Genomic DNA, 22,094 nt, shown 5'->3' with positions numbered 1-22,094 from the left:
TTTTCAGTGTAACATATTAATGATAAAATTATGAGCTTTTTCTCACTAAAATACAATCCTTTTTCGTTTTGTTTTTTTATTTCTAAAAAAATAAAAAAGCCTTGTCGTATTGACAAGGCTTTTTTCTCGAATGGACACGCTCTATTCCAGATAGAGTCATTTTTTAAATTTTATTTTTTAAGAGTTGATTAAGCTTCGATTGTAGCTACAACGCCGGCTCCAACAGTACGTCCACCTTCACGAATAGTGAATTTAGTACCTGGGTCGATAGCGATTGGTGCAATCAATTCAACGCTGATTGAAACGTTGTCTCCTGGCATAACCATTTCAGTACCTTCTGGTAACTCAACAACACCAGTTACGTCAGTTGTACGGAAGTAAAATTGTGGGCGGTAGTTAGCGAAGAATGGAGTATGACGTCCACCTTCTTCTTTAGATAAGATATAAACTTCACCAGTAAATTTTGTATGTGGAGTAATTGAACCTGGTTTAGCTAATACTTGTCCACGTTGGATGTCTTCACGAGCAACCCCACGTAATAATGCACCAATGTTGTCCCCTGCTTGAGCAAAGTCTAACATTTTACGGAACATTTCAACACCAGTAACTGTTGATTTAGTAGTTGCTTCATGAATTCCGATGATTTCAACTTCTTCACCGACTTTGATTTGTCCAGTTTCTACACGTCCGGTAGCAACAGTTCCACGTCCAGTAATTGAGAATACATCCTCAACTGGCATCATGAATGGTTTATCAGTATCGCGTTCTGGAGTTGGAATGTAAGAATCTACAGCATCCATTAATTCCATGATTTTATCTTCGTATTCTTCAACGCCTTCAAGAGCTTTAAGAGCTGAACCAGCAATAACTGGAGTGTCGTCGCCTGGGAAATCGTATTCTGACAATAAGTCACGAACTTCCATTTCAACTAATTCAAGTAATTCTTCATCATCAACCATGTCAACTTTGTTTAAGAAAACAACGATGTATGGAACACCAACTTGGCGAGACAATAGAATGTGTTCACGAGTTTGTGGCATTGGACCATCAGCAGCAGATACTACTAAGATAGCTCCATCCATTTGTGCAGCACCGGTGATCATGTTTTTAACATAGTCAGCATGTCCTGGGCAATCTACGTGAGCATAGTGACGTTCTGCAGTTTCGTATTCAACGTGAGATGTGTTGATTGTGATTCCACGTTCGCGTTCTTCCGGAGCTCCATCAATTGAAGCGTAGTCAGTTGCAGTACTTACGAAACCTCTTTTAGCTAATACAGTTGTAATTGCAGCAGTTAAAGTTGTTTTACCATGGTCAACGTGTCCAATAGTACCAACGTTAACATGGGGTTTGTTACGATTATATTTTTCTTTTGCCATTTTAGTATTTCCTCCTCATAGTGAGTTCTTTTTTTATTGATAGGAATAGAAATTTTCATTTCATTCCCATCATTTGTAAAAATTATAACGATTATTCATTAGAAAATCAATACTTACGGTCGAAAAGCTATTTAGAATTAACTAGCTGATCCGCCATTTTTCTTGATGATTTCTTCAGAGATAGATTTTGGTACATCTTCATAATGATCAAATGTCATTGAGAAAGTACCGCGACCTTGTGTTGCTGAACGTAATGCAGTTGCATAACCGAACATTTCTGCTAATGGAATCATACCTTTTACAATAGTAGTATTTCCACGAGCTTCAGAACCTTCGATACGTCCACGACGAGCAGAGATGTGTCCCATTACGTCTCCCAAATAATCTTCAGGAATTGTAATTTCAACGCCCATCATAGGCTCTAAGATAACCGGATTTGCTTTTTTAGAAGCATTTTTCAATGCCATTGAAGCAGCAACTTTAAAGGCCGTTTCATTTGAATCGACATCATGGTATGAACCATCATAAAGTTTTGCTTTAATATCAACTAATGGATATCCAGCAAGAACTCCGTTGTCTAATGAAGCTTCCAATCCAGCTTTTACTGCTGGGATATATTCACGAGGAACAGTACCACCAACGATTGCATCTTCAAACTCAAAGCCTTTTCCTTCTTCATTAGGAGAGAATTCGATCCATACGTGACCGTATTGACCTTTACCACCTGATTGACGAACGAATTTACCTTCAGCTTTAGTAGAACCACGGAATGTTTCACGATAAGAAACTTGTGGAGCACCAACACTAGCTTCAACATTGAATTCACGTCTCATACGGTCAACAATGATGTCTAAGTGTAACTCACCCATACCGGCAATAATTGTTTCGCCAGTTTCGTGGTCAGTTTCAGCACGGAAAGTTGGATCTTCTTCAGCAAGTTTTTGTAACGCAACACCCATTTTATCTTGGTCAGCTTTTGATTTTGGTTCAATAGCTACTTGGATAACTGGTTCTGGGAAGTCCATTGATTCTAAAATCACTTGGTCTTTTTCATCACACAAAGTGTCACCAGTTGTTGTATTTTTCAAACCAACAGCCGCTGCAATATCTCCAGCAAACACTTCAGGAATTTCGCTACGAGAGTTCGCATGCATTTGTAAGATACGTCCTACACGTTCACGTTTTCCTTTAGTTGAGTTTTGTACATAAGATCCTGCTTGTAACGTACCAGAATAAACACGGAAGAAAGTTAAACGCCCTACATACGGGTCAGTCATAACTTTAAATGCCAATGCTGAGAATGGTTCGCTGTCATCAGCATGACGTTCTGCAGTTTCTTCAGAATCTGGTAAGACTCCTTGGATTGCTGCTACATCAAGTGGTGACGGTAGGTAGTCAATGACTGCATCAAGCATCATTTGAACACCTTTGTTTTTAAATGCTGAACCACATAGAACTGGGTAAAATTCAACTTTAAGTGTTGCTTTTCGGATAGCATTTTTCAATTCTTCTTCAGAAATTTCTTCACCTTCAAGATATTTCTCCATCAAAGCTTCATCTGTATCTGCAGCACCTTCGATTAATTTTGTACGCCATTCATTTGCTAATTCTACGTATTCTTCAGGGATTTCTTCCTCGCGGATATCTGTTCCTAAATCATTTGTATAAATTTCAGCTTTCATCGTAATCAAGTCAATAATACCAGTGAAGTTATCTTCGGCACCGATTGGCAATTGAATTGGATGAGCGTTTGCTTGTAAACGGTCAAGGATCGTTCCAACAGAATATATGAAGTCTGCACCGGTTTTATCCATTTTGTTTACAAATACAATACGAGGTACACCATAAGTTGTTGCTTGACGCCAAACTGTTTCAGTTTGAGGCTCAACACCTGATTGTGCATCAAGTAAAGCAACAGCACCATCTAAAACACGTAGAGAACGTTCAACTTCAACCGTGAAGTCAACGTGACCTGGAGTATCGATGATGTTTACGCGATAGCCTTTCCAAGCAGCTGTTGTTGCAGCAGATGTAATCGTAATACCACGTTCTTGTTCTTGTTCCATCCAGTCCATTTGTGAAGCACCCTCATGGGTTTCACCAATTTTATGGATTTTACCAGTGTAATAAAGAACACGTTCAGTTGTTGTTGTTTTACCAGCATCAATATGAGCCATGATTCCAATATTACGGGTATTGTGTAGAGAAAATTCTCTTTTTGCCATCTTGTAATAACACCTCTCTTAATTTAATTTGAACTAAGAAACTTCAATTTTTTCTTTAAAGACTACGCTGCACAAATGGCACCGCAGTCTTTTTTAGAAAAAATCTTACCAGCGATAATGAGCGAAAGCTTTATTAGCTTCAGCCATTTTGTGAGTGTCTTCACGTTTTTTAACAGCTGCTCCAGTATTGTTAGCAGCATCCATAATTTCTTTAGCAAGACGTTGTTCCATAGTATCTTCTCCGCGTAAACGAGAGTAGCTTACTAACCAACGAAGTGCAAGAGCCGTACGACGTTCTGGACGAACTTCGATCGGAACTTGGTAGTTAGAACCCCCAACACGGCGAGCTTTAACTTCAAGAACAGGCATAATGTTTTTCATTGCTTGTTCAAATACTTCAGTAGGATCAGTTTCTGTTTGTTCTTTAATCATGTCAAATGCATTATAAAGAATTGTAGCAGCTTTCCCACGTTTTCCATCAACCATAATACGGTTGATTAAACGAGTAACAAGTTTAGAATTATAAAGTGGATCAGGTAAAACATCACGTTTAGTAATAGGACCTTTACGAGGCATCCAAATTCCTCCTTTCAATAATAGTTATCTTTTAAAACGATTTTTTATTTCATATAAGCTATAAGCTTATTTTTTAGGTCTTTTAGTACCGTATTTAGAACGGCTTTGTTTACGATCTGCAACACCGGCAGTATCTAGTGCGCCACGAACGATATGGTAACGAACTCCGGGTAGATCCTTCACTCGTCCTCCACGTAAAAGAACCACACTATGTTCTTGCAAGTTGTGACCTTCACCTGGGATATAAGCAGTTACTTCAATTAAGTTAGATAGACGAACACGTGCATATTTACGTAACGCTGAGTTAGGTTTTTTAGGAGTCATAGTTCCTACACGAGTACAAACACCACGTTTTTGAGGTGAGTTTACTATTGTTTGTTTCTTTCTTTTACTGTTGTAACCTCTGTTTAAAGCTGGAGATTCAGATTTTTCTGTTTTTGATTTACGAGGTTTACGTACTAATTGATTAATAGTAGGCATCGATTGTTTCCTCCTTCCCTATGTTATTATTCTAGTCCACACATCCAGGCGGTTCTTTTTCCAGCAAAAAAATAAGTGCTGCAAAATTGCAACCAGCCGTTCAATATAGTTTAAGGCCAATGTACCAGTCAGCACGACTGATAGACAGGAATCTGCGTACAAAAGCACCTTAGGAATCATAACATGGTCTAATATTATTGTCAACAAGTTGAGTTGAAAATGCTAAAAGTTTTTTTATCTTTTTTGCACTTTAATTAGTATACTCCTCCTCTCTAATTTTTTAAAGCTTTCTTTGCTAAATGACATATATTTAATATAAGAAGTTCAACTGAGGTGAAAAAATGCAGGTATTAATTTTATATTTACTCATTTGGTTTACGGGGGGTTGTTTTGGTTCTTTTCTAATGGTGGTTGGTTTAAGGGTGCCTATTCATCAATCCATTGTTTTTCCACGTTCTCATTGTTCCACTTGTCATCGGACATTGCGTTTTTATGAATTGATTCCTATTTTATCCTATCTCATTCAGAAAGGACGTTGCCGAAATTGCCAACAGCGTATTTCCATTTTACATCCTTTAGCCGAAGCTTTGACCGGCTTTATCTTTTTATACACTTTCCACACTTACTTATTTTTTCCAAAAGAAGGTCTATTTATTATCGGTTTTATTTCTTTTGGGATTATCTTTATCATTTCTGATATCTACTACCAGCTCTTACCTGATCGTTTAATACTTTTCTTTTTTCTATGGGTATTTTTAGGTCGGTTAGTGATTCATCCTTTTCCTTTCAGTATTTATCTTTTTAGCGGATTTGGTTTTTTCAGTTTCTTCTATTTACTATATCAGTTTTCTTCTACTCCTATAGGTGGTGGTGACATAAAGTTATTCGGCATTATTGGACTCTTGCTTGGTTACGACTTGACCTTGGTTGCTATTATGATTGCCTGTTTATCAGCACTTTTATTTAGTTTCCCCTTACTGGTCAGCAAAAGAATCACTTCTAAACACCCTATTCCATTTGCTCCCTTTATTTTTTTTGGGACGATTTTGACTTATTTCTCACAAGATATCGTTACTACTTGGTTTATGCTGGGCAACTAGATATTTTGTAAAACAAAAAAAGATAAGGGAGGCAGGTGACTGCCAGTTTCCCTTATCTTTTTTGTTAGTTCTATGCTAATCCAAGTATTTTGTGTGAACAAATTTTACTTCTAAAAATTCTTGTATTCCATAACTGCCATTTTCACGTCCAACACCCGAATGTTTCACACCGCCAAATGGTGCTTCTGAAGTAGAAATTGCCGTATTATTGATTCCAACTAGTCCGTATTCTAAAGCTTCGCTAACTTTTTCAGCTCGCTTCAAGTCTGTTGTAAAGAAATAAGACGCCAAACCAAAAATAGTATCATTCGCCATTGCGATAACTTCATCTTCTTCATCAAAATCAATCAACGGGATGATTGGACCAAAGGTTTCTTCATAAAAAATATCCATTTCAGTCGTAACGTTGTCTAAAATAGTCGGCGCATAAAAATACCCATTGGCATAGTCTCCTTCTGTTAAGCTTTCGCCTCCTGCAAGCACTTTTGCTCCTTTAGCTTTTGCATCGTCTACTTGAGCTTGAACCGTCTTGACAGCTTCCCCATTGATCAGCGGTCCTGTCATAACGTCTTCTAAGCCATTACCAACTGTTACTTTGCTGACAGCTGTGGTCAATTTGTCAACGAATTCCTTTTTAATTGCTTTATTTACAAAGATACGGTTAGGAGAAGTACACGCTTGTCCATTATTCCTAAACTTCATTGCAACAAGTCCCTCAACCGCTTCGTCAATATTCGCATCCGCAAATACAATAAAAGGGGCATGGCCACCTAGTTCAAAGGAAATTTTCTTCATTGTTTGAGCACATTGTTCGAACAACATTTTCCCTACTTCAGTTGAGCCTGTAAAGGTTAATTTCCGGACATCATTGCTGTTGGTTAAAGTCTTCCCAATATCACTTGATGGTCCAATAACAAGATTAGCTACTCCTGCTGGTAATCCGACTTCATGAAAAATCTCGAAAATCGCGATGGCTGACAACGGTGTGCTACTTGCTGGTTTCAACACTACGGTACATCCCGCTGCAATAGCTGGAGAGATTTTACGAATGATCATGTTCGACGGAAAGTTCCATGGAGTAATGGCTCCTACAACACCAATAGGCTGCTTTTTCACTTCGTATTTGTGATCGTTAGGAGCGGGTATAGTTTCGCCATAAATACGTCTAGCTTCTTCTGCACTCCAATGTAAATTTTGACTATCAATCAAAATTTCCCCTTTAGCTTCTTTTAAAGGTTTACCTTGTTCTAAGGTCATAATTAACGCTAATTGATCGGCTTTTTCTTCGATTTTATCTGCAATAGCATGAATCAATTTTACGCGATCGGCTAATTCCATACCTACCCATTTTGGAAAAGCTTCTTTAGCTGCTTGAATTGCATTGAGTGTTTCTTGCTCTCCGCCTTGAGATACTTTAATCAACTCTTCTTTTGTTGCAGGGTTATTGACCGCTTTTTTTTCTAAGGACCCCTCTACCCATTGGCCATTAATATAAAGTCCCGTTTGAATTTCCGGTAATTTCCTTTGTGTCTTTATCACTAAAATTCCTCCTTCAATTTTCGGTATCTTTTTGCTGAATTTACTCTACCATATCCTTTGAAAATCCTAAACTATTAGCACTTATACGTTTTTTAAGCTGACAAAAAAGAGTTTGATATACTGATTTTGTTTAATCCCTTACTTAAAATTGCTTGCGAAAAGCAGGAGTTGCTTGTTGTAGCTTACGGGCAATATTCACAGGCTTTACACAAGCGAACCTGATATTCTAGAAGAATTTTTTTAGTTGTATAATTTTTGGTGTGGATATAATAAATTAACTAAATGACACATCCAAAAATTCTGAAGGAAATGGGTTGCTGGTAGCCGTGTATTGGATCCAATGAGAATTACAAAACGCTGGCGCTTTAGCGCTATTGAGGTTTGTTTGAAGCTTGAAAGTCTGTAAGACCTTAGGCTTACAGCGGTACCCTGGCTCCATAAGCAAACCCGTCCATTCCAGAAGAATTTTCATCTTGAAGCATCCACACTATTTGACCTAGAATCTATAGAACAAAAAAAGAGTCTGTTCATCAGTTTCCTGATAAGCAGACTCTTTATTCTTATTATTTAGGTTCGATTTGGTCATTGATGCTGTAAACATTTTCGCTCACAACGCCAACACCCTTAGGTTTCATTTTACGGTATTTAGCCATTCCGGTACCAGCTGGAATCACTTTACCAATGATAACATTTTCTTTCAATCCTAATAATGGATCACGTTTTCCGCGAATAGCAGCGTCGGTTAAGACACGTGTTGTTTCTTGGAAAGATGCAGCAGATAAGAAACTATTTGTTTCAAGAGAAGCTTTTGTAATTCCGAGCAATACAGGACGTGCTGTTGCAGGAATTCCGCCAGCTATCAATGTGTCGATGTTTTTATCTGTGTAATCATGAATATCAATTAATGTACCTGGTAAAATATCTGTTTCACCTGGATCCATTACGCGTACTTTACGTAGCATTTGACGTACCATAACTTCGATATGTTTGTCGCCGATTTCTACTCCTTGCATACGGTATACTTTTTGTACTTCACGTAACAAGTAGTTTTCAACAGCAAGCACATCACGAACACGTAACAATTCTTTAGGATCAATTGAACCTTGGTCTAATGCTTCACCACGGTGGATAATATCTCCTTCTTCAACATTCATACGTGCAGAAAAGGGTACTTGGTAAGAACGAGTATCTGTTTCTCCCTTGATCGTAACTTCTTTCGTGCGAGCTGCTGGATTTTCATCGATTGATACGATTGTCCCAGTAACTTCACTTATGACAGCTTGACCTTTAGGATGACGAGCTTCAAATATTTCTTGGATACGAGGAAGCCCTTGAGTAATATCGGCTCCAGCAACTCCACCTGTATGGAATGTACGCATTGTTAATTGAGTACCGGGTTCTCCAATTGATTGAGCAGCAATTGTTCCAACTGCTTCTCCAACTTCAACTTCAGAACCGGTTGCTAAGTTACGGCCATAACAATGTTTACATACACCATGTTTAGTATTACACGTAAATACGGAACGAATCGTAATTTCTTCGATTCCAACAGCTATGATCTCTCTTGCAATGTCTTCAGTAATAATTTGGTTTTCACCAATAATAACTGAACCATTTTCAGGGTTGAAAACTGTTTTACGAGTGTAACGTCCTAATAGGCGTTCTTCAAACGGTTCAATGATTTCATTTCCTTCTTTAATAGCACGAATCACTAATCCACGGTCAGAACCACAGTCTGTTTCACGAATGATAACATCTTGTGCTACATCAACTAAACGACGAGTCAAGTAACCTGAGTCAGCCGTTTTCAAAGCTGTATCCGTCATTCCTTTACGAGCTCCATGGGTAGAGATAAACATTTCTAAAACAGACAATCCTTCACGGAAGTTAGACGTAACCGGTAATTCCATGATTTGACCATTCGGTGCAGCCATCAATCCACGCATACCAGCAAGCTGAGTAAAGTTGGAAATATTACCACGGGCACCAGAGTCACTCATCATAAAGATTGGGTTAAGGTCATTCAAACTTTCCATTAAGCGAATTTGAATGTGATCTTTTGTTTTGTTCCAGATATCAATAACACGTTCATAACGTTCTTCATCCGTGATTAAACCACGACGGAATTGTTTCATTACTTTTTCAACTTGTGTATGAGCGTTATCTAGAATTTCTTGTTTTTCTTCTAGTACTACGATATCGGCAATACCAACTGTAATACCAGCTCTTGTAGAATATTTGTATCCTAGATCTTTCATTCTGTCTAGCATTTTAGACGTTTCAGTAATTTTGAATCGCTTGAATACTTCAGCAATGATGTTTCCAAGATTTTTCTTCTTGAAAGGTTTGACTAATTCTTGAGCTTGAATGTGTTCAAGAACGTTTATACCACTTTCAACAAAATAGCTGTCTGGAGTTTGCACTTCCAAGTTGCTTTGTGTTGGTTCATTCATGTAAGGAAATTCGTTTGGCATAATGTCATTAAAAATCAATTTACCAACAGTCGTGATCATTAATTTATCTTTTTGCCATTCAGTGAATGGTTTGTTTGGAATATCAGTTGGTTTGATCGCGATTCTAGAATGTAAGTGGACATAGCCACTTTGGTAAGCAAGCATAGCTTCATTTAATCCACTAAATTGCATTCCTTCGCCTTCGCGTCCTTCTTCTTCCATTGTAAGGTAATAGTTACCTAACACCATATCTTGAGAAGGTGTTACAACTGGTTTACCATCTTTTGGATTTAAAATGTTTTGGGCAGCTAGCATCAACATACGAGCTTCAGCTTGTGCTTCATCACTTAATGGTACATGGACAGCCATTTGGTCACCATCGAAATCGGCATTATACGCTTCACATACTAATGGGTGAAGACGGATAGCTTTACCTTCGACAAGAACGGGTTCAAATGCTTGAATTCCCAGTCTGTGTAATGTAGGTGCGCGGTTCAATAGAACTGGATGTTCACGGATAACTTCTTCTAAAATAGGCCAGATAGCATCATCTTGACGATCAATTTTACGTTTAGCATTTTTAATATTGCTGGCGATATCACGTGAAACTAATTCTTTCATTACGAAAGGTTTGAACAATTCGATAGCCATTTCTTTTGGTAAGCCACATTGGTACATTTTCAAGAAAGGTCCAACAACGATAACAGAACGTCCAGAATAATCGACACGTTTACCTAACAAGTTTTGACGGAAACGTCCTTGTTTCCCTTTAAGCATATGTGACAATGATTTCAATGGACGATTACCTGGTCCAGTTACTGGACGGCCACGACGACCATTATCAATCAAGGCATCTACTGCTTCTTGCAACATGCGTTTTTCATTTTGCACGATAATGTTAGGTGCATTTAGATCTAATAAACGTTTCAAACGATTGTTACGGTTGATTACACGACGATACAAGTCATTTAAATCACTTGTAGCAAAACGTCCACCTTCTAATTGAACCATTGGACGAATTTCTGGTGGGATGATAGGAATAACATCCATAACCATCCATGATGGGTGGTTTCCAGAATTACGGAATGCTTCTAAAATATCTAAACGACGAATAGCACGTGTCCGTTTTTGACCAGTAGTTGTTTTTAAGATTTCTTTTAATTCTTCCACTTCCTGATCCAATTTAACATCATTCAAGAGTTGTTTAACTGCTTCTGCGCCCATTTCGGCTTGGAAATCATTGCCGTATTGTTGACGTTTTTCGCGGTATTCTCTTTCAGTTAATAATTGTTTCTTTTCTAATGAAGTGCTTCCTGGTTCGATAACTACGTAAGAAGCAAAGTAAATGATTTCTTCAAGAGCACGTGGACTCATATCTAATACAAGACCCATACGACTTGGAATACCTTTAAAGTACCAAATATGAGAAACGGGTGCTGCTAATTCAATATGACCCATACGTTCGCGACGAACTTTTGAGCGTGTAACTTCTACTCCACAACGGTCACAAACAATTCCTTTATAACGGATACGTTTGTATTTCCCACAAGCACATTCCCAGTCTTTTGAAGGACCAAAAATACGTTCACAGAATAAACCGTCGCGTTCAGGTTTTAAGGTACGGTAGTTAATGGTTTCTGGTTTTTTAACTTCACCATATGACCAACTACGGATTTTATCTGGAGAAGCCAGACCAATTTGCATGCTTTCAAAATTATTAACGTCTATCAAGGGGCTAACCTCCCTTTATTTTGTTGAGCTGCCCTACCTGCTCTATTTTTTTTATTTATAGATAGTGGTATCTATCTTTGGTTCAAATTCGTTTATTAGATGGAAATTTTTCCAAAGCTGTACTAGTTTAAAAGGAATACTCGAAAAGTCGCTTAAGATTTTTTTCAGCTTAAGGACTAATCAAGTTCTACCTATATTAGTCTTCTTTTAGTCTTTCTTGTTCAGCTGCTTCAGCGCGAATTTTTTCTTGCTCTTCAGCATATTTATTTAATGCATCTGGGTTAACAATGTCATCATCGTCATCCATATCGCGTAGTTCAATCGCTTCATCATCTTCATTTAACACTTTCATGTCTAATCCTAATGATTGTAGTTCTTTTACTAATACGCGGAATGATTCTGGAACACCTGGTTTTGGAATTTTTTCGCCTTTGACGATTGCTTCATATGTTTTCACACGACCAACAACATCATCTGATTTGTAAGTTAAGATTTCTTGTAGCGTATAAGCTGCCCCATAAGCTTCAAGAGCCCAAACTTCCATTTCTCCGAAACGTTGTCCCCCAAATTGTGCTTTACCACCTAATGGTTGTTGTGTAACTAATGAATAAGGTCCAGTTGAACGCGCATGTAATTTATCATCAACCATGTGGGCCAATTTAATCATGTACATGACACCAACAGAAATACGGCTATCAAAAGGTTCTCCTGTGCGTCCATCATATAAGACAGTTTTCGCATCAGCAGCCATTCCAGCTTCTTTAACAGTTTCCCAAACATCTTCATCTGAAGCTCCATCAAATACTGGTGTTGCAATATGGATGCCTAATTGACGAGCAGCCATACCGATGTGTAATTCTAATACTTGTCCAATATTCATACGTGATGGTACCCCTAATGGGTTCAACATGATGTCAACTGGAGTTCCGTCAGGCATAAATGGCATATCTTCTTCCGGCATGATTAAAGAGACTACCCCTTTATTACCATGACGTCCGGCCATTTTATCCCCTTCGTTGATTTTACGTTTTTGAACGATATAAACGCGAGCTAACATATTTACACCTGGTGATAATTCATCTCCAGCTTCACGTGTAAAGATTTTAACATCATGAACTGTTCCGCCACCACCATGTGGTACACGAAGAGAAGTATCTCTAACTTCACGAGCTTTTTCCCCAAAGATTGCATGTAAAAGACGTTCTTCAGCAGATAATTCGGTTACCCCTTTAGGAGTTACTTTACCAACTAATAAATCGCCATCTTTTACTTCAGCACCGATACGGATAATTCCCATTTCGTCTAAATCTTTCAAAGCGTCGTCTCCAACGTTTGGAAGTTCACGAGTAATTTCTTCAGGCCCAAGTTTTGTATCGCGAGCTTCTGATTCAAATTCTTCAATATGAATAGAAGTGTATACATCATCTTTGACTAAACGTTCGCTCATAATAATAGCATCTTCATAGTTGTAACCTTCCCATGTCATGAAGGCTACGACTGGGTTTTGACCTAAAGCCATTTCGCCATTTTCCATAGAAGAACCATCTGCTAAGATTTCACCTTTATCAACACGATCGCCTTTTTCTACGATTGGGCGTTGGTTGTAACAAGTACCTGAGTTTGAACGACGGAATTTTGTTAAAGTATATTTATCTAAAGCGCCATTTTCTTGACGTACACGGATTTGATCTGCATCTACGTATTCAACAAGACCATCATTTTTACAAATCATTGCAGCTCCAGAATCTCGAGCAGCTACGTGTTCCATACCGGTTCCTACAAGCGGACCTTCAGGATGGATCAATGGAACAGCTTGACGTTGCATATTCGCACCCATAAGCGCACGGTTACTATCATCATTTTCCAAGAAAGGAATACAAGCTGTTGCAACTGCGACTACTTGCTTAGGAGAAACGTCCATGTAATCAACACGACTAATAGGAACTTCTAAGTTTTCTTCCACAAAACGAGCAAGGACAATATCATTTGCAAATGTGCCATCTTCATTTAAACGGGCATTTGCTTGGGCAACAACATAGTTATCTTCTTCATCAGCTGTTAAGTAATCAATTTGATCCGTAACAAGACCTGTTTCGCGGTTGACCCGACGATAAGGGGTTTCGATAAAACCAAATTTATTTACTTTAGCATAACTTGATAGACTGTTGATCAGTCCAATGTTTGGACCTTCTGGCGTTTCAATCGGACACATGCGGCCATAATGGGAATAATGCACATCACGAACTTCATATCCAGCACGATCCCTAGTTAAACCACCAGGTCCTAATGCAGATAGACGACGTTTATGAGTCAATTCACCTAATGGATTTGTTTGATCCATAAATTGAGACAACTGAGAAGAACCAAAGAATTCTTTGATTGACGCTACAACTGGACGAATATTAATCAATTGTTGCGGTGTAACTGTAGCCATATCTTGGATAGACATACGTTCACGAACCACACGTTCCATACGAGACAAACCAATACGGAATTGATTTTGCAACAATTCACCTACTGAACGAATACGACGGTTACCTAGATGGTCAATATCGTCTACATTACCGATACCTTCTTGTAAGTTAAAGAAGTAACTCATAGAAGCTATAATATCAGCTGGTGTTGCATTTTTAGTTTCATCTGCGATTATTTTATTCCCAATCATATTTACAACACGTTCTGGGTCTCTTTGAGAAAAGACTTTTACAACTTGTAATTCTACTGGTTCTGGAACGACACTGTCGTCTGATGGGTAATAAGTCACGCTATTTAAACCAGCATTAAGATAAGGTGTTAATTTATCAATTTGATCACGGTCTAAGAACGTACCTGATTCAGTAATGATTTCTCCTGTTTCAGGATCAACTAACGTTTCAGCTAGAGTTTGATTGAACAAACGAGTTGTTAAGTTTAATTTTTTATTTACTTTGTAACGACCAACATTTGCTAGATCGTAACGTTTTGGATCGAAAAAGCGAGCTGTTAGTAAGCTTCTTGAGCTATCAGCTGTTTTAGGTTCACCTGGACGAAGACGTTCATAAACATCTTTCAACGCTTCTTCTGTACGAGAATCACCAGCATTTTTGTGTAAATCTTTTTCCATTGTTAAACGAAGACTTTCGTTATCTCCAAAAATTTCTAAAATTTGATCATCAGATCCAAATCCTAATGCGCGAACCAATACAGTCAATGGTATTTTACGTGTACGGTCGATACGAACATAAGAAAGATCTTTTGCATCAGTTTCGAATTCAAGCCAAGCTCCGCGGTTTGGGATAAGGGTTGAGCCAAATCCTTCTTTACCGTTTTTATCCAATTTACCATGGAAATAAACACCCGGAGAACGGACTAATTGAGAAACGATTACTCGTTCTGCTCCATTGATAACAAATGTACCCATTTCTGTCATTAATGGGAAATCTCCAAAGAAGACTTCTTGTTCTTTAACTTCTCCACTCTCTTTGTTAATTAAACGTAATTTAACATAGATAGGAGCTGAATAGTTTGCATCATGTGAGCGAGCTTCTTCAACGGTGTACTTAGGATCTTGTAACTGATAATCAGTGAATTCTAATGATAGATTTCCAGCAAAGTCATCAATTGGAGAAATATCTTTAAACATTTCACGCAATCCTTCATCTAAGAACCATTGGTAAGAATTAGTTTGAATTTCAATTAAATTTGGAAGTTCTAAAACCTCGTGGATACGTGAAAAACTTCTGCGTGTACGGTGCTTACCGTAATTTACTAAATGGCCTGCCAACCTATTCACCCCTCAAACTGTTTTTAGTGCGGTCGTTCTAAGCAAAATTATATATTTCATTCTTGTTACGTTTATTAAAAATAAGTAACAAGCTACGCATTTGCCTATTTTTTGACAAAAAAAAACCAAAAGAGTTGTGAACTTTTAAAAAAAATCCATTTTTCTTTTGTTTTCTTCATTAAATCTGCTCTGGACAATATTTCAGAACAAATTTTTCTTCTTTAAGACACACTATATGCATTAGATTATTTTACATTATATCTGCATACAAGTCAAGTCCTATTCCTAATTCTTTTCCTCTTTAAAACTTTGAATGATCCAGTACCCTTTGTCTTTAACGATCACTTGAGCATTACCGAACGTTTCTTCCATTTTTGCTTTCGCACTTGGGGCACCTTGTTTTTTTTGAATAACAATTGTCAATGTTCCGCCACTTTTAAGCAAATCAAAAGCACCAGTCAAAACACCGTGGACTACTTTTTTACCAGCACGAATAGGAGGATTGCTAACGATTGCCGCAAATTCTTTACCTTCCACTGATTCATAAATATCTGACGTGTGTATTAATACATTTGGCAACCGATTATTTGATGCATTCTGCTTCGCTAATCCCAACGCTCGTTCATTGACGTCAACCATTTCTACTTTGCGCTCCGGATCTTCTTTCGCTAAAGCTAACCCCATCGGACCATAGCCGCACCCAACATCTAAGATATCACCAGAAATCATTTCCGAGAAATCAATTGCCTCAATCAGCAAACGAGAACCAAAATCGACTGTTTTTTTAGAAAATACTCCCGCATCAGTAACGAACTTAAATTCTCGCCCACGTAGTGTATATGTCCAAGCAGCTGTTTCACTTACAGTATTTGGATTATTAGAAAAATAATGATCTGACATACTAGTTCCTCCTTAATGCATGTTTTAATAACTTATTTCCACTTAAATTAATGTAATAAAGATAAAAAAGACACGCAGCGGACTGCGTGTCTTTTTTAAAAGCTTAGTAGAGTTAAATTATTTAACTTCTACAGATGCTCCAACTGCTTCTAAAGCTTCTTTCAATGCTTCTGCATCTTCTTTAGAAATGTTTTCTTTGATTGCTGTTGGTGCTCCGTCAACTAATCCTTTAGCTTCTTTCAAGCCAAGGCCTGTTGCTTCACGTACTGCTTTGATAACTTTAATTTTTGCATCTCCAGCAGAAGTTAATTCTACTGTAAATTCTGTTTGTTCAGCTGCTGCTGATTCTCCAGCACCTGCTGCTGCTACAGGAGCTGCTGCTGTTACGCCAAATTCTGTTTCGATTGCTTTTACTAAGTCGTTTAATTCTAAAATCGTTGATTCATTTAAGTCAGCAACGATTTGTTCAATGTTTAATGCCATTGTTGGTTTCCTCCATTATTGGTTAGTTTTTTTTGTTCTAACTTACTTTTTTTCCAAAAGAAGAATGCTTGATTAAGCTACTTCTTCTTTTGATTCTGCAACTGCTTTGATAGCAAGCGCAGTATTGCGAACTGGTGCTTGAAGTACAGATAACAACATTGATAACAAACCTTCGCGGTCTGGTAGTAATGCAAGAGAATTCATTTCTTCAGCTGAAGAAACGCGTCCTTCGATTACGCCACCTTTGATTTCTAATGCTGCTGCTGTTTTAGCAAATTCAGCGATAATTTTTGCAGGTGCTACAACGTCATCGTTACTAAACGCAACTGCTGTAGGTCCTTTGAAAACATCGTTCATTCCTTCTAAACCTGCTGCTTCTGCTGCACGGCTTAAAACTGAATTTTTGATAACTTTCATTTGGATTCCTGCATCACGTAATTGCTTACGTAAATTAGTCACTTCTTCAACAGTTAATCCACGGTAGTCTACTACAACTACTGAAGCTGCTTCTTTGAACTTAGTTGATGCTAAATCAACTAGTTCTTGTTTTTTTGCGATTGCTGCTTGACTCATTAATTTTTCACCTCCTGATCGATTGGCTAGAATTTTTTGTCTCAAGAACGGTAAAGCTCAATAAAAACAAAAAACTCTATGTCACCTTAGACATAGAGGGATAATTATATGTTTTCACATATTCATCCTCGGCAGGAAATTAAGGCATTAAGCCACCTACTGTCTTCGGTAATATTACTCAACCTAAACGATTTTAACAATTCCCATCGTCTAGGTCAAGACTTTTAATAGTTATTTATTAAAACGATCCTGCATCAACTTTAACACCAGGTCCAAAAGTAGTAGTTACTGTAATGTTTTTGATGTAATCACCTTTTGCAGTTGAAGGTTTAACTCTTATCATTGTGTCATGGATTGTTTTGAAGTTTTCAACTAATTTAGCATTGTCAAAAGATACTTTACCGATTGGAGCATGAACATTCCCTGCTTTGTCAACACGGTAAGTTACTTTACCAGCTTTAATTTCATTGATTGCTTTAGTAACATCCATTGTAACAGTACCTGTTTTAGGATTCGGCATTAGGCCTTTAGGTCCTAAAACACGTCCAAGACGACCAACTTCAGCCATCATATCTGGAGTTGCTACAACAACGTCGAAATCAAACCATCCGCCATTGATTTTTTGAACTAATTCAGCTTCTCCTACATAATCTGCTCCAGCAGCTTCAGCTTCTTTAGCTTTTTCACCTTTAGCAAATACTAATACTTTTTGAGTTTTACCTGTTCCATTTGGAAGAACAACTGCTCCACGAATTTGTTGGTCAGCTTTCTTAGGGTCAACACCAAGTCTATAAGCAACTTCTACAGTTGCATCAAATTTAGCATAGTCAACTTCTTTAACTAATGCTACAGCTTCTTCTAAAGAATAAGCTTTTAAAATATCAACTTTTTCAGCTGCTGCTGAATATTGTTTACTTTTTTTAGCCATAATTTTTTCCTCCTTGATTGTGGTTATAACGGTTTTACCTCCCACTTAGTCCTTATACAGTTATGTATAAGGTATACTGAGAAGCAGAATATAGAATTAACCTTCTACAGTGAATCCCATGCTTCTTGCAGTACCTTCGATCATTAACATAGCAGAGTCAACATCTGATGCGTTTAAATCAGCCATTTTTGTTTCTGCAATTTCTCTAACTTGGTCGCGTGTTACTTTTGCAACTTTTTTAGTGTTTGGTTCACCAGAACCAGATTCAACACCAGCAGCTTTTTTAAGTAAAACAGCAGCAGGTGGAGTTTTTGTGATAAATGTAAATGAACGATCTTCATATACAGAAATAACAACGGGAGTGATTAATCCATTTTGATCAGCAGTACGAGCATTGAATTCTTTACAGAATCCCATAATATTGATTTGTGCTTGTCCTAATGCTGGACCTACCGGTGGAGCTGGAGTTGCTTTCCCTGCAGGAATTTGTAATTTAACTAACTTAACTACTTTTTTAGCCACGAAACATACCTCCTTGATTGAGTCCGTGATGTGGTTAATGGGGTTAATATTTCCCCTCCCACATTTGACACATACGTAAAACGTACCATGATACTGTACCATTCAAAAATCAGTTTTGCAACTATTTTTTGAACTTATTCGTTTTTTTTCTTTGCGAACGGTAAACGTCTAATTTCTTTTCTGTTTCATCCAGTATTCCTTTTGGTTTATCTTCTATCTCTACTGCATTTAGAGCAACTGGTTTTTTCCTCTTCTTGACACGAGAATAAATACCATAAAAAGAACCAACAATAATCACGTAGACAAAAAACATGACAATAAAGCCCCATAAACCCATTATAGCATCTGCAAACTCCATGTTACCTCGATTTGTAATCGCCTGTTGAATCTCAATAGCAAAAACCAACACGGTCATCATCGTAAAAGTAAACATAAACGAAAGAATCGTTGCACTAAATTTCCATTTCTCAATTATCTTAAATACAATGTAAACCATTAGAAATAGAATAATGCCAATAATACCCATGACCCAAAAATGTAAAGCTTTATCTGACATGCTCAAACCAAATGCCTGATTCAAAAGGTCATGGACCTCATTTACACTAGTTGCTAATGCCATGATAAGTTCTTTCATTGTTATTCACCTGCTCATTTCGTTTTATTTTAGTATACCATAGCCATAACCCTTTTCTTTTCTAACTCTTTAGCATATGTAATTGCAAATAAATCCGGTGTAAATCGAGAAGTACATTAGCTGTTTACTTTATATAGAATAAGATAGCAACAAAAGCACCTATAATCAGTTTTAAATTCAATAAAAAAGCCAGACTGCTTTATGAAGCAGATCTGACCTTACTGTTTTCTTATTCTTTTGGTTCTAAATCTTCAATAGAATCAATATCTATATAGGTTGGAACAACAAGCCATTTTGCGCACCTGTTAAGTTTTCACTTAGATCAATCATGTTATCTTGAGGTTTTTTATAAAAAGAAGCATGTGTTGTTGGTAACCACAGTGCAAGAGATGCATCTGCTTCTCCATTTGCAATCGCCTCAAATAAAATTGTTTCTCCATCTACTTGTTCAGCACCCTCTAGCCATTCATCTACTTTGTCTTGATTCGCTTCTATCCACTGCATCGATGACTCTTCAAAAGAACTTTCTTGCGATTCAAACATTATAGCTTCCACGGTTCCTTTGTGATCTTCCATGCATCAATTTGAGATTCAAATTCGCAAATTCGCAAAAAAAAAAGAGATTAAGACTTTTGTCTCAACCTCTTTTCCGAGCTTTATAGCGTCTTATAATTTATCTACCTGTTCAAAATCTAATTCAGTACTTGTTTCGCGACCAAACATTTCAACGTTAACTTTAAGTTTTGCTTTTTCCATTTCAATCTCGGTAATTTTACCTGTAAGACCATTAAATGCCCCTTCGATAATCGTAATCGTTTCGCCAACTTCAAAGTTGATTTCTTGGTGACGAGCACTCATACCAATACGACGTAAAATAACTTCTATTTCTGAATCTAAAAGTGGCGCTGGTTTACTTCCCGCTCCATGTGATCCAACGAACCCTGTCACACCCGGCGTATTACGAACAACGTACCAAGAATCATCAGCCATGATCATTTCAACTAGAACATATCCAGGAAATGTTTTTTTCATATTAACTTTTTCTTTACCGTTCTTTACTTCTTTTTCTTCTTCTTCAGGGATCACTACTCGGAAAATGTAATCTCCCATACCCATACTATTGGCTCTAGACTCAATATTTTGCTTAACTTTATTTTCATAACCAGAATATGTGTGTAAGACATACCATTGTTTCGCACTTTCTATTTCTTCCATGTATATCACTCCTATTCGTTATTTTTTTAACCATTTTTTTGATATCAGCTAGTTGAATTATTTTTCATAACATACAAAAAAACCTTCATTTACTTTTAAGGAAGGTTTCGTGCATTCATTAATAAATTCATTGTACCATTAGACAAAGCTTCACGCTAGTGGTTTTTCTATTCCATGCTTCTTATAAAATAAAATCTAAGATTGTATCGATTCCAAAGTCAACAACCATAAAGAAAAGAACAAATAATAGGCAAACCACAAAAACAGTCAATGTATATTTTCTAAGTTCTTTACCGGTAGGCCATGTGACTGCTTTTATTTGTTGAAGTACGCCACTAAAAAAGTTTTTTATTTTCTTCATTTTTTATTCCCTCCAAATTGGCATTGAGACTTTTTTATTTCGTTTCACGATGCAATGTATGTTGATTGCAATACTTACAGAATTTTTTTATTTCTAAGCGTTCTGTGCGGCTTCCTTCATTTACTTTTTTAGAGTAATTTCTAGACCCACATACCGAACAAGCTAAAGATGTTTTTTTACCACTCATTTTTTTCACCTATTCTCTCTATTCTACGGACGAATGACATCTTAATTAATCTACCACCACTTGTGAAACATGTCAATCGCTCTTTCAAAATTTACTTAAATAATAAACTTACAGCTAATAAGATCACTTCGCTACTGCTAAATAAAACAATGTTTTTTATGGCAACAACAAAAGTTTCTGATTTAACTTGCTTATCATTATAAGCAGCTAAATTTTTCCTCATAGGTATGATGGTCCCTAACAAAACTAATAATATCGGATGCAACAACCCTAATAAAACAGCTAACACAATCACCAGATAACTCAAGTAAACCAATGCATTAAATAACTGAACTGCCTGTTTCTTACCAATATAAAACGGCAGCGTATAGCGATGATTAACAATATCTTCTTCTAAATCACAGGTATTATTCGCCAACATAATATTGGCAATTAAAAAGACCGTCGGTAATGAAACAAAAAACAGCGTTACAATTGAAACGATATTGCCTTTTAAAATAAAATTTTGCCCTGCAAATAATAAACTCAATAAGCTGGGGTCGTTGATAGTTACAAAAGCTGCAATAAAAAAGATGCCAAATCCCATTACCAGACCCGAAATAGGCTCGCCTAAAGGCATTCTTGAAATTGGAACTGGCCCAAATGTATAAAAAATACCGATAAAGAAACAGATAGCTCCTATGATCAATAAGATAATATTTGTCCTAACTACGAGTATAAGACCTAAAAGTGTCGCAGCGACTAGCATACTTATAATCAGACGAATAACAAGTTTTTCCGGTATTTTCTCTTGTCCAATAATATTCACTTCACTTTTATACCCTTGATCTTTAGCTTTTTGATAATCCATCAAATTATTGATAGCTGTTGTTGTCATATCAAAAATAATCATTGCTGCAAAGAAAAGAAACGTATTTATTAAATCAAACGCGTTAAAATAATACGCCGCAAACAAAGTCCCTAGCAGAAAAGGGAAAAGGCTCGCTAACTTTGTTTGGATCTCTACTAATTTTAAGAATGTTTTTACCGCCATTTTTATCCCTCT

The 22,094-nt window shown here is 37.1% G+C and carries 19 protein-coding genes and 1 other annotated feature; of the genes, 1 reads left to right on the top strand and 18 read right to left on the bottom strand.

Annotated features, from left to right (window positions below):
* Window positions 1-188: 188 nt before the first annotated feature.
* The 4 genes from tuf to rpsL all read right to left on the bottom strand — a co-directional run bounded on the left by tuf (window position 189) and on the right by rpsL (window position 4,660).
* Window positions 189-1,379, bottom strand: coding sequence for an elongation factor Tu (gene tuf / locus BP17_RS00240; RefSeq protein WP_035050876.1), 1,191 nt, complete (start codon window positions 1,377-1,379; stop codon window positions 189-191).
* A 137-nt stretch (window positions 1,380-1,516) separates the two neighbouring features.
* A complete protein-coding gene (gene fusA, locus BP17_RS00235) occupies window positions 1,517-3,604 on the bottom strand; it encodes an elongation factor G (protein WP_035050875.1) in 2,088 nt (695 codons plus the stop codon).
* Between the two features lie 105 nt (window positions 3,605-3,709).
* Complete coding sequence (gene rpsG, locus BP17_RS00230; protein WP_035050874.1) at window positions 3,710-4,180, bottom strand: 30S ribosomal protein S7; 471 nt, start codon at window positions 4,178-4,180, stop codon at window positions 3,710-3,712.
* A 66-nt stretch (window positions 4,181-4,246) separates the two neighbouring features.
* A complete protein-coding gene (gene rpsL / locus BP17_RS00225; RefSeq protein WP_035050873.1) occupies window positions 4,247-4,660 on the bottom strand; it encodes a 30S ribosomal protein S12 in 414 nt (137 codons plus the stop codon).
* A gap of 341 nt (window positions 4,661-5,001) precedes the next feature.
* On the opposite strand from rpsL, the gene BP17_RS00220 reads away from it, so the two are divergent.
* Entirely contained in the window at window positions 5,002-5,760 is a 759-nt protein-coding gene (locus BP17_RS00220) for a prepilin peptidase (RefSeq protein ID WP_051910388.1), read from the top strand.
* 75 nt (window positions 5,761-5,835) lie between these two features.
* Here BP17_RS00220 and BP17_RS00215 read toward each other — a convergent pair whose 3' ends face one another.
* The 14 genes from BP17_RS00215 to menA all read right to left on the bottom strand — a co-directional run bounded on the left by BP17_RS00215 (window position 5,836) and on the right by menA (window position 22,082).
* Window positions 5,836-7,299: an NAD-dependent succinate-semialdehyde dehydrogenase gene (locus BP17_RS00215; protein WP_408605780.1), complete on the bottom strand. Its 1,464-nt coding sequence runs from the start codon at window positions 7,297-7,299 to the stop codon at window positions 5,836-5,838.
* Window positions 7,300-7,862: 563 nt separating this feature from the next.
* Entirely contained in the window at window positions 7,863-11,483 is a 3,621-nt protein-coding gene (gene rpoC, locus BP17_RS00205) for a DNA-directed RNA polymerase subunit beta' (protein WP_035050870.1), read from the bottom strand.
* 196 nt (window positions 11,484-11,679) lie between these two features.
* Window positions 11,680-15,246: a DNA-directed RNA polymerase subunit beta gene (gene rpoB / locus BP17_RS00200; RefSeq protein WP_035050869.1), complete on the bottom strand. Its 3,567-nt coding sequence runs from the start codon at window positions 15,244-15,246 to the stop codon at window positions 11,680-11,682.
* Between the two features lie 285 nt (window positions 15,247-15,531).
* Window positions 15,532-16,146, bottom strand: a complete 615-nt coding sequence (locus BP17_RS00195; protein ID WP_035050868.1) for a class I SAM-dependent methyltransferase — start codon at window positions 16,144-16,146, stop codon at window positions 15,532-15,534.
* A gap of 117 nt (window positions 16,147-16,263) precedes the next feature.
* Window positions 16,264-16,629: a 50S ribosomal protein L7/L12 gene (rplL, locus tag BP17_RS00190; RefSeq protein ID WP_035050866.1), complete on the bottom strand. Its 366-nt coding sequence runs from the start codon at window positions 16,627-16,629 to the stop codon at window positions 16,264-16,266.
* Window positions 16,630-16,701: 72 nt separating this feature from the next.
* Window positions 16,702-17,202, bottom strand: a complete 501-nt coding sequence (gene rplJ, locus BP17_RS00185) for a 50S ribosomal protein L10 (protein WP_035050865.1) — start codon at window positions 17,200-17,202, stop codon at window positions 16,702-16,704.
* A gap of 58 nt (window positions 17,203-17,260) precedes the next feature.
* Window positions 17,261-17,389 (bottom strand) — a sequence feature (ribosomal protein L10 leader region).
* 51 nt (window positions 17,390-17,440) lie between these two features.
* Entirely contained in the window at window positions 17,441-18,130 is a 690-nt protein-coding gene (gene rplA / locus BP17_RS00180; RefSeq protein ID WP_035050864.1) for a 50S ribosomal protein L1, read from the bottom strand.
* Window positions 18,131-18,226: 96 nt separating this feature from the next.
* Window positions 18,227-18,652, bottom strand: coding sequence for a 50S ribosomal protein L11 (gene rplK / locus BP17_RS00175; protein ID WP_035050863.1), 426 nt, complete (start codon window positions 18,650-18,652; stop codon window positions 18,227-18,229).
* Between the two features lie 121 nt (window positions 18,653-18,773).
* A complete protein-coding gene (locus BP17_RS00170; RefSeq protein ID WP_035050862.1) occupies window positions 18,774-19,286 on the bottom strand; it encodes a membrane protein in 513 nt (170 codons plus the stop codon).
* A gap of 267 nt (window positions 19,287-19,553) precedes the next feature.
* Complete coding sequence (locus tag BP17_RS00165) at window positions 19,554-19,829, bottom strand: glycine betaine ABC transporter substrate-binding protein (RefSeq protein ID WP_051910387.1); 276 nt, start codon at window positions 19,827-19,829, stop codon at window positions 19,554-19,556.
* Window positions 19,830-19,952: 123 nt separating this feature from the next.
* Entirely contained in the window at window positions 19,953-20,501 is a 549-nt protein-coding gene (gene nusG, locus BP17_RS00160; protein WP_035050860.1) for a transcription termination/antitermination protein NusG, read from the bottom strand.
* A 181-nt stretch (window positions 20,502-20,682) separates the two neighbouring features.
* Entirely contained in the window at window positions 20,683-20,862 is a 180-nt protein-coding gene (gene secE / locus BP17_RS00155) for a preprotein translocase subunit SecE (protein ID WP_035050859.1), read from the bottom strand.
* A 34-nt stretch (window positions 20,863-20,896) separates the two neighbouring features.
* A complete protein-coding gene (gene rpmG, locus BP17_RS13190) occupies window positions 20,897-21,049 on the bottom strand; it encodes a 50S ribosomal protein L33 (RefSeq protein ID WP_074200257.1) in 153 nt (50 codons plus the stop codon).
* A 91-nt stretch (window positions 21,050-21,140) separates the two neighbouring features.
* The gene (menA, locus tag BP17_RS00150) at window positions 21,141-22,082 is read right to left on the bottom strand and encodes a 1,4-dihydroxy-2-naphthoate polyprenyltransferase (RefSeq protein ID WP_035050858.1); all 942 of its coding nucleotides are present in this window, start codon (window positions 22,080-22,082) and stop codon (window positions 21,141-21,143) included.
* Between the last annotated feature and the right edge of the window lie 12 nt (window positions 22,083-22,094).

Origin of the sequence: Carnobacterium pleistocenium FTR1, from assembly GCF_000744285.1 — a bacterium.
GTDB lineage: Bacteria > Bacillota > Bacilli > Lactobacillales > Carnobacteriaceae > Carnobacterium_B > Carnobacterium_B pleistocenium.
This window is presented reverse-complemented; position numbering and strand designations above follow the sequence as displayed.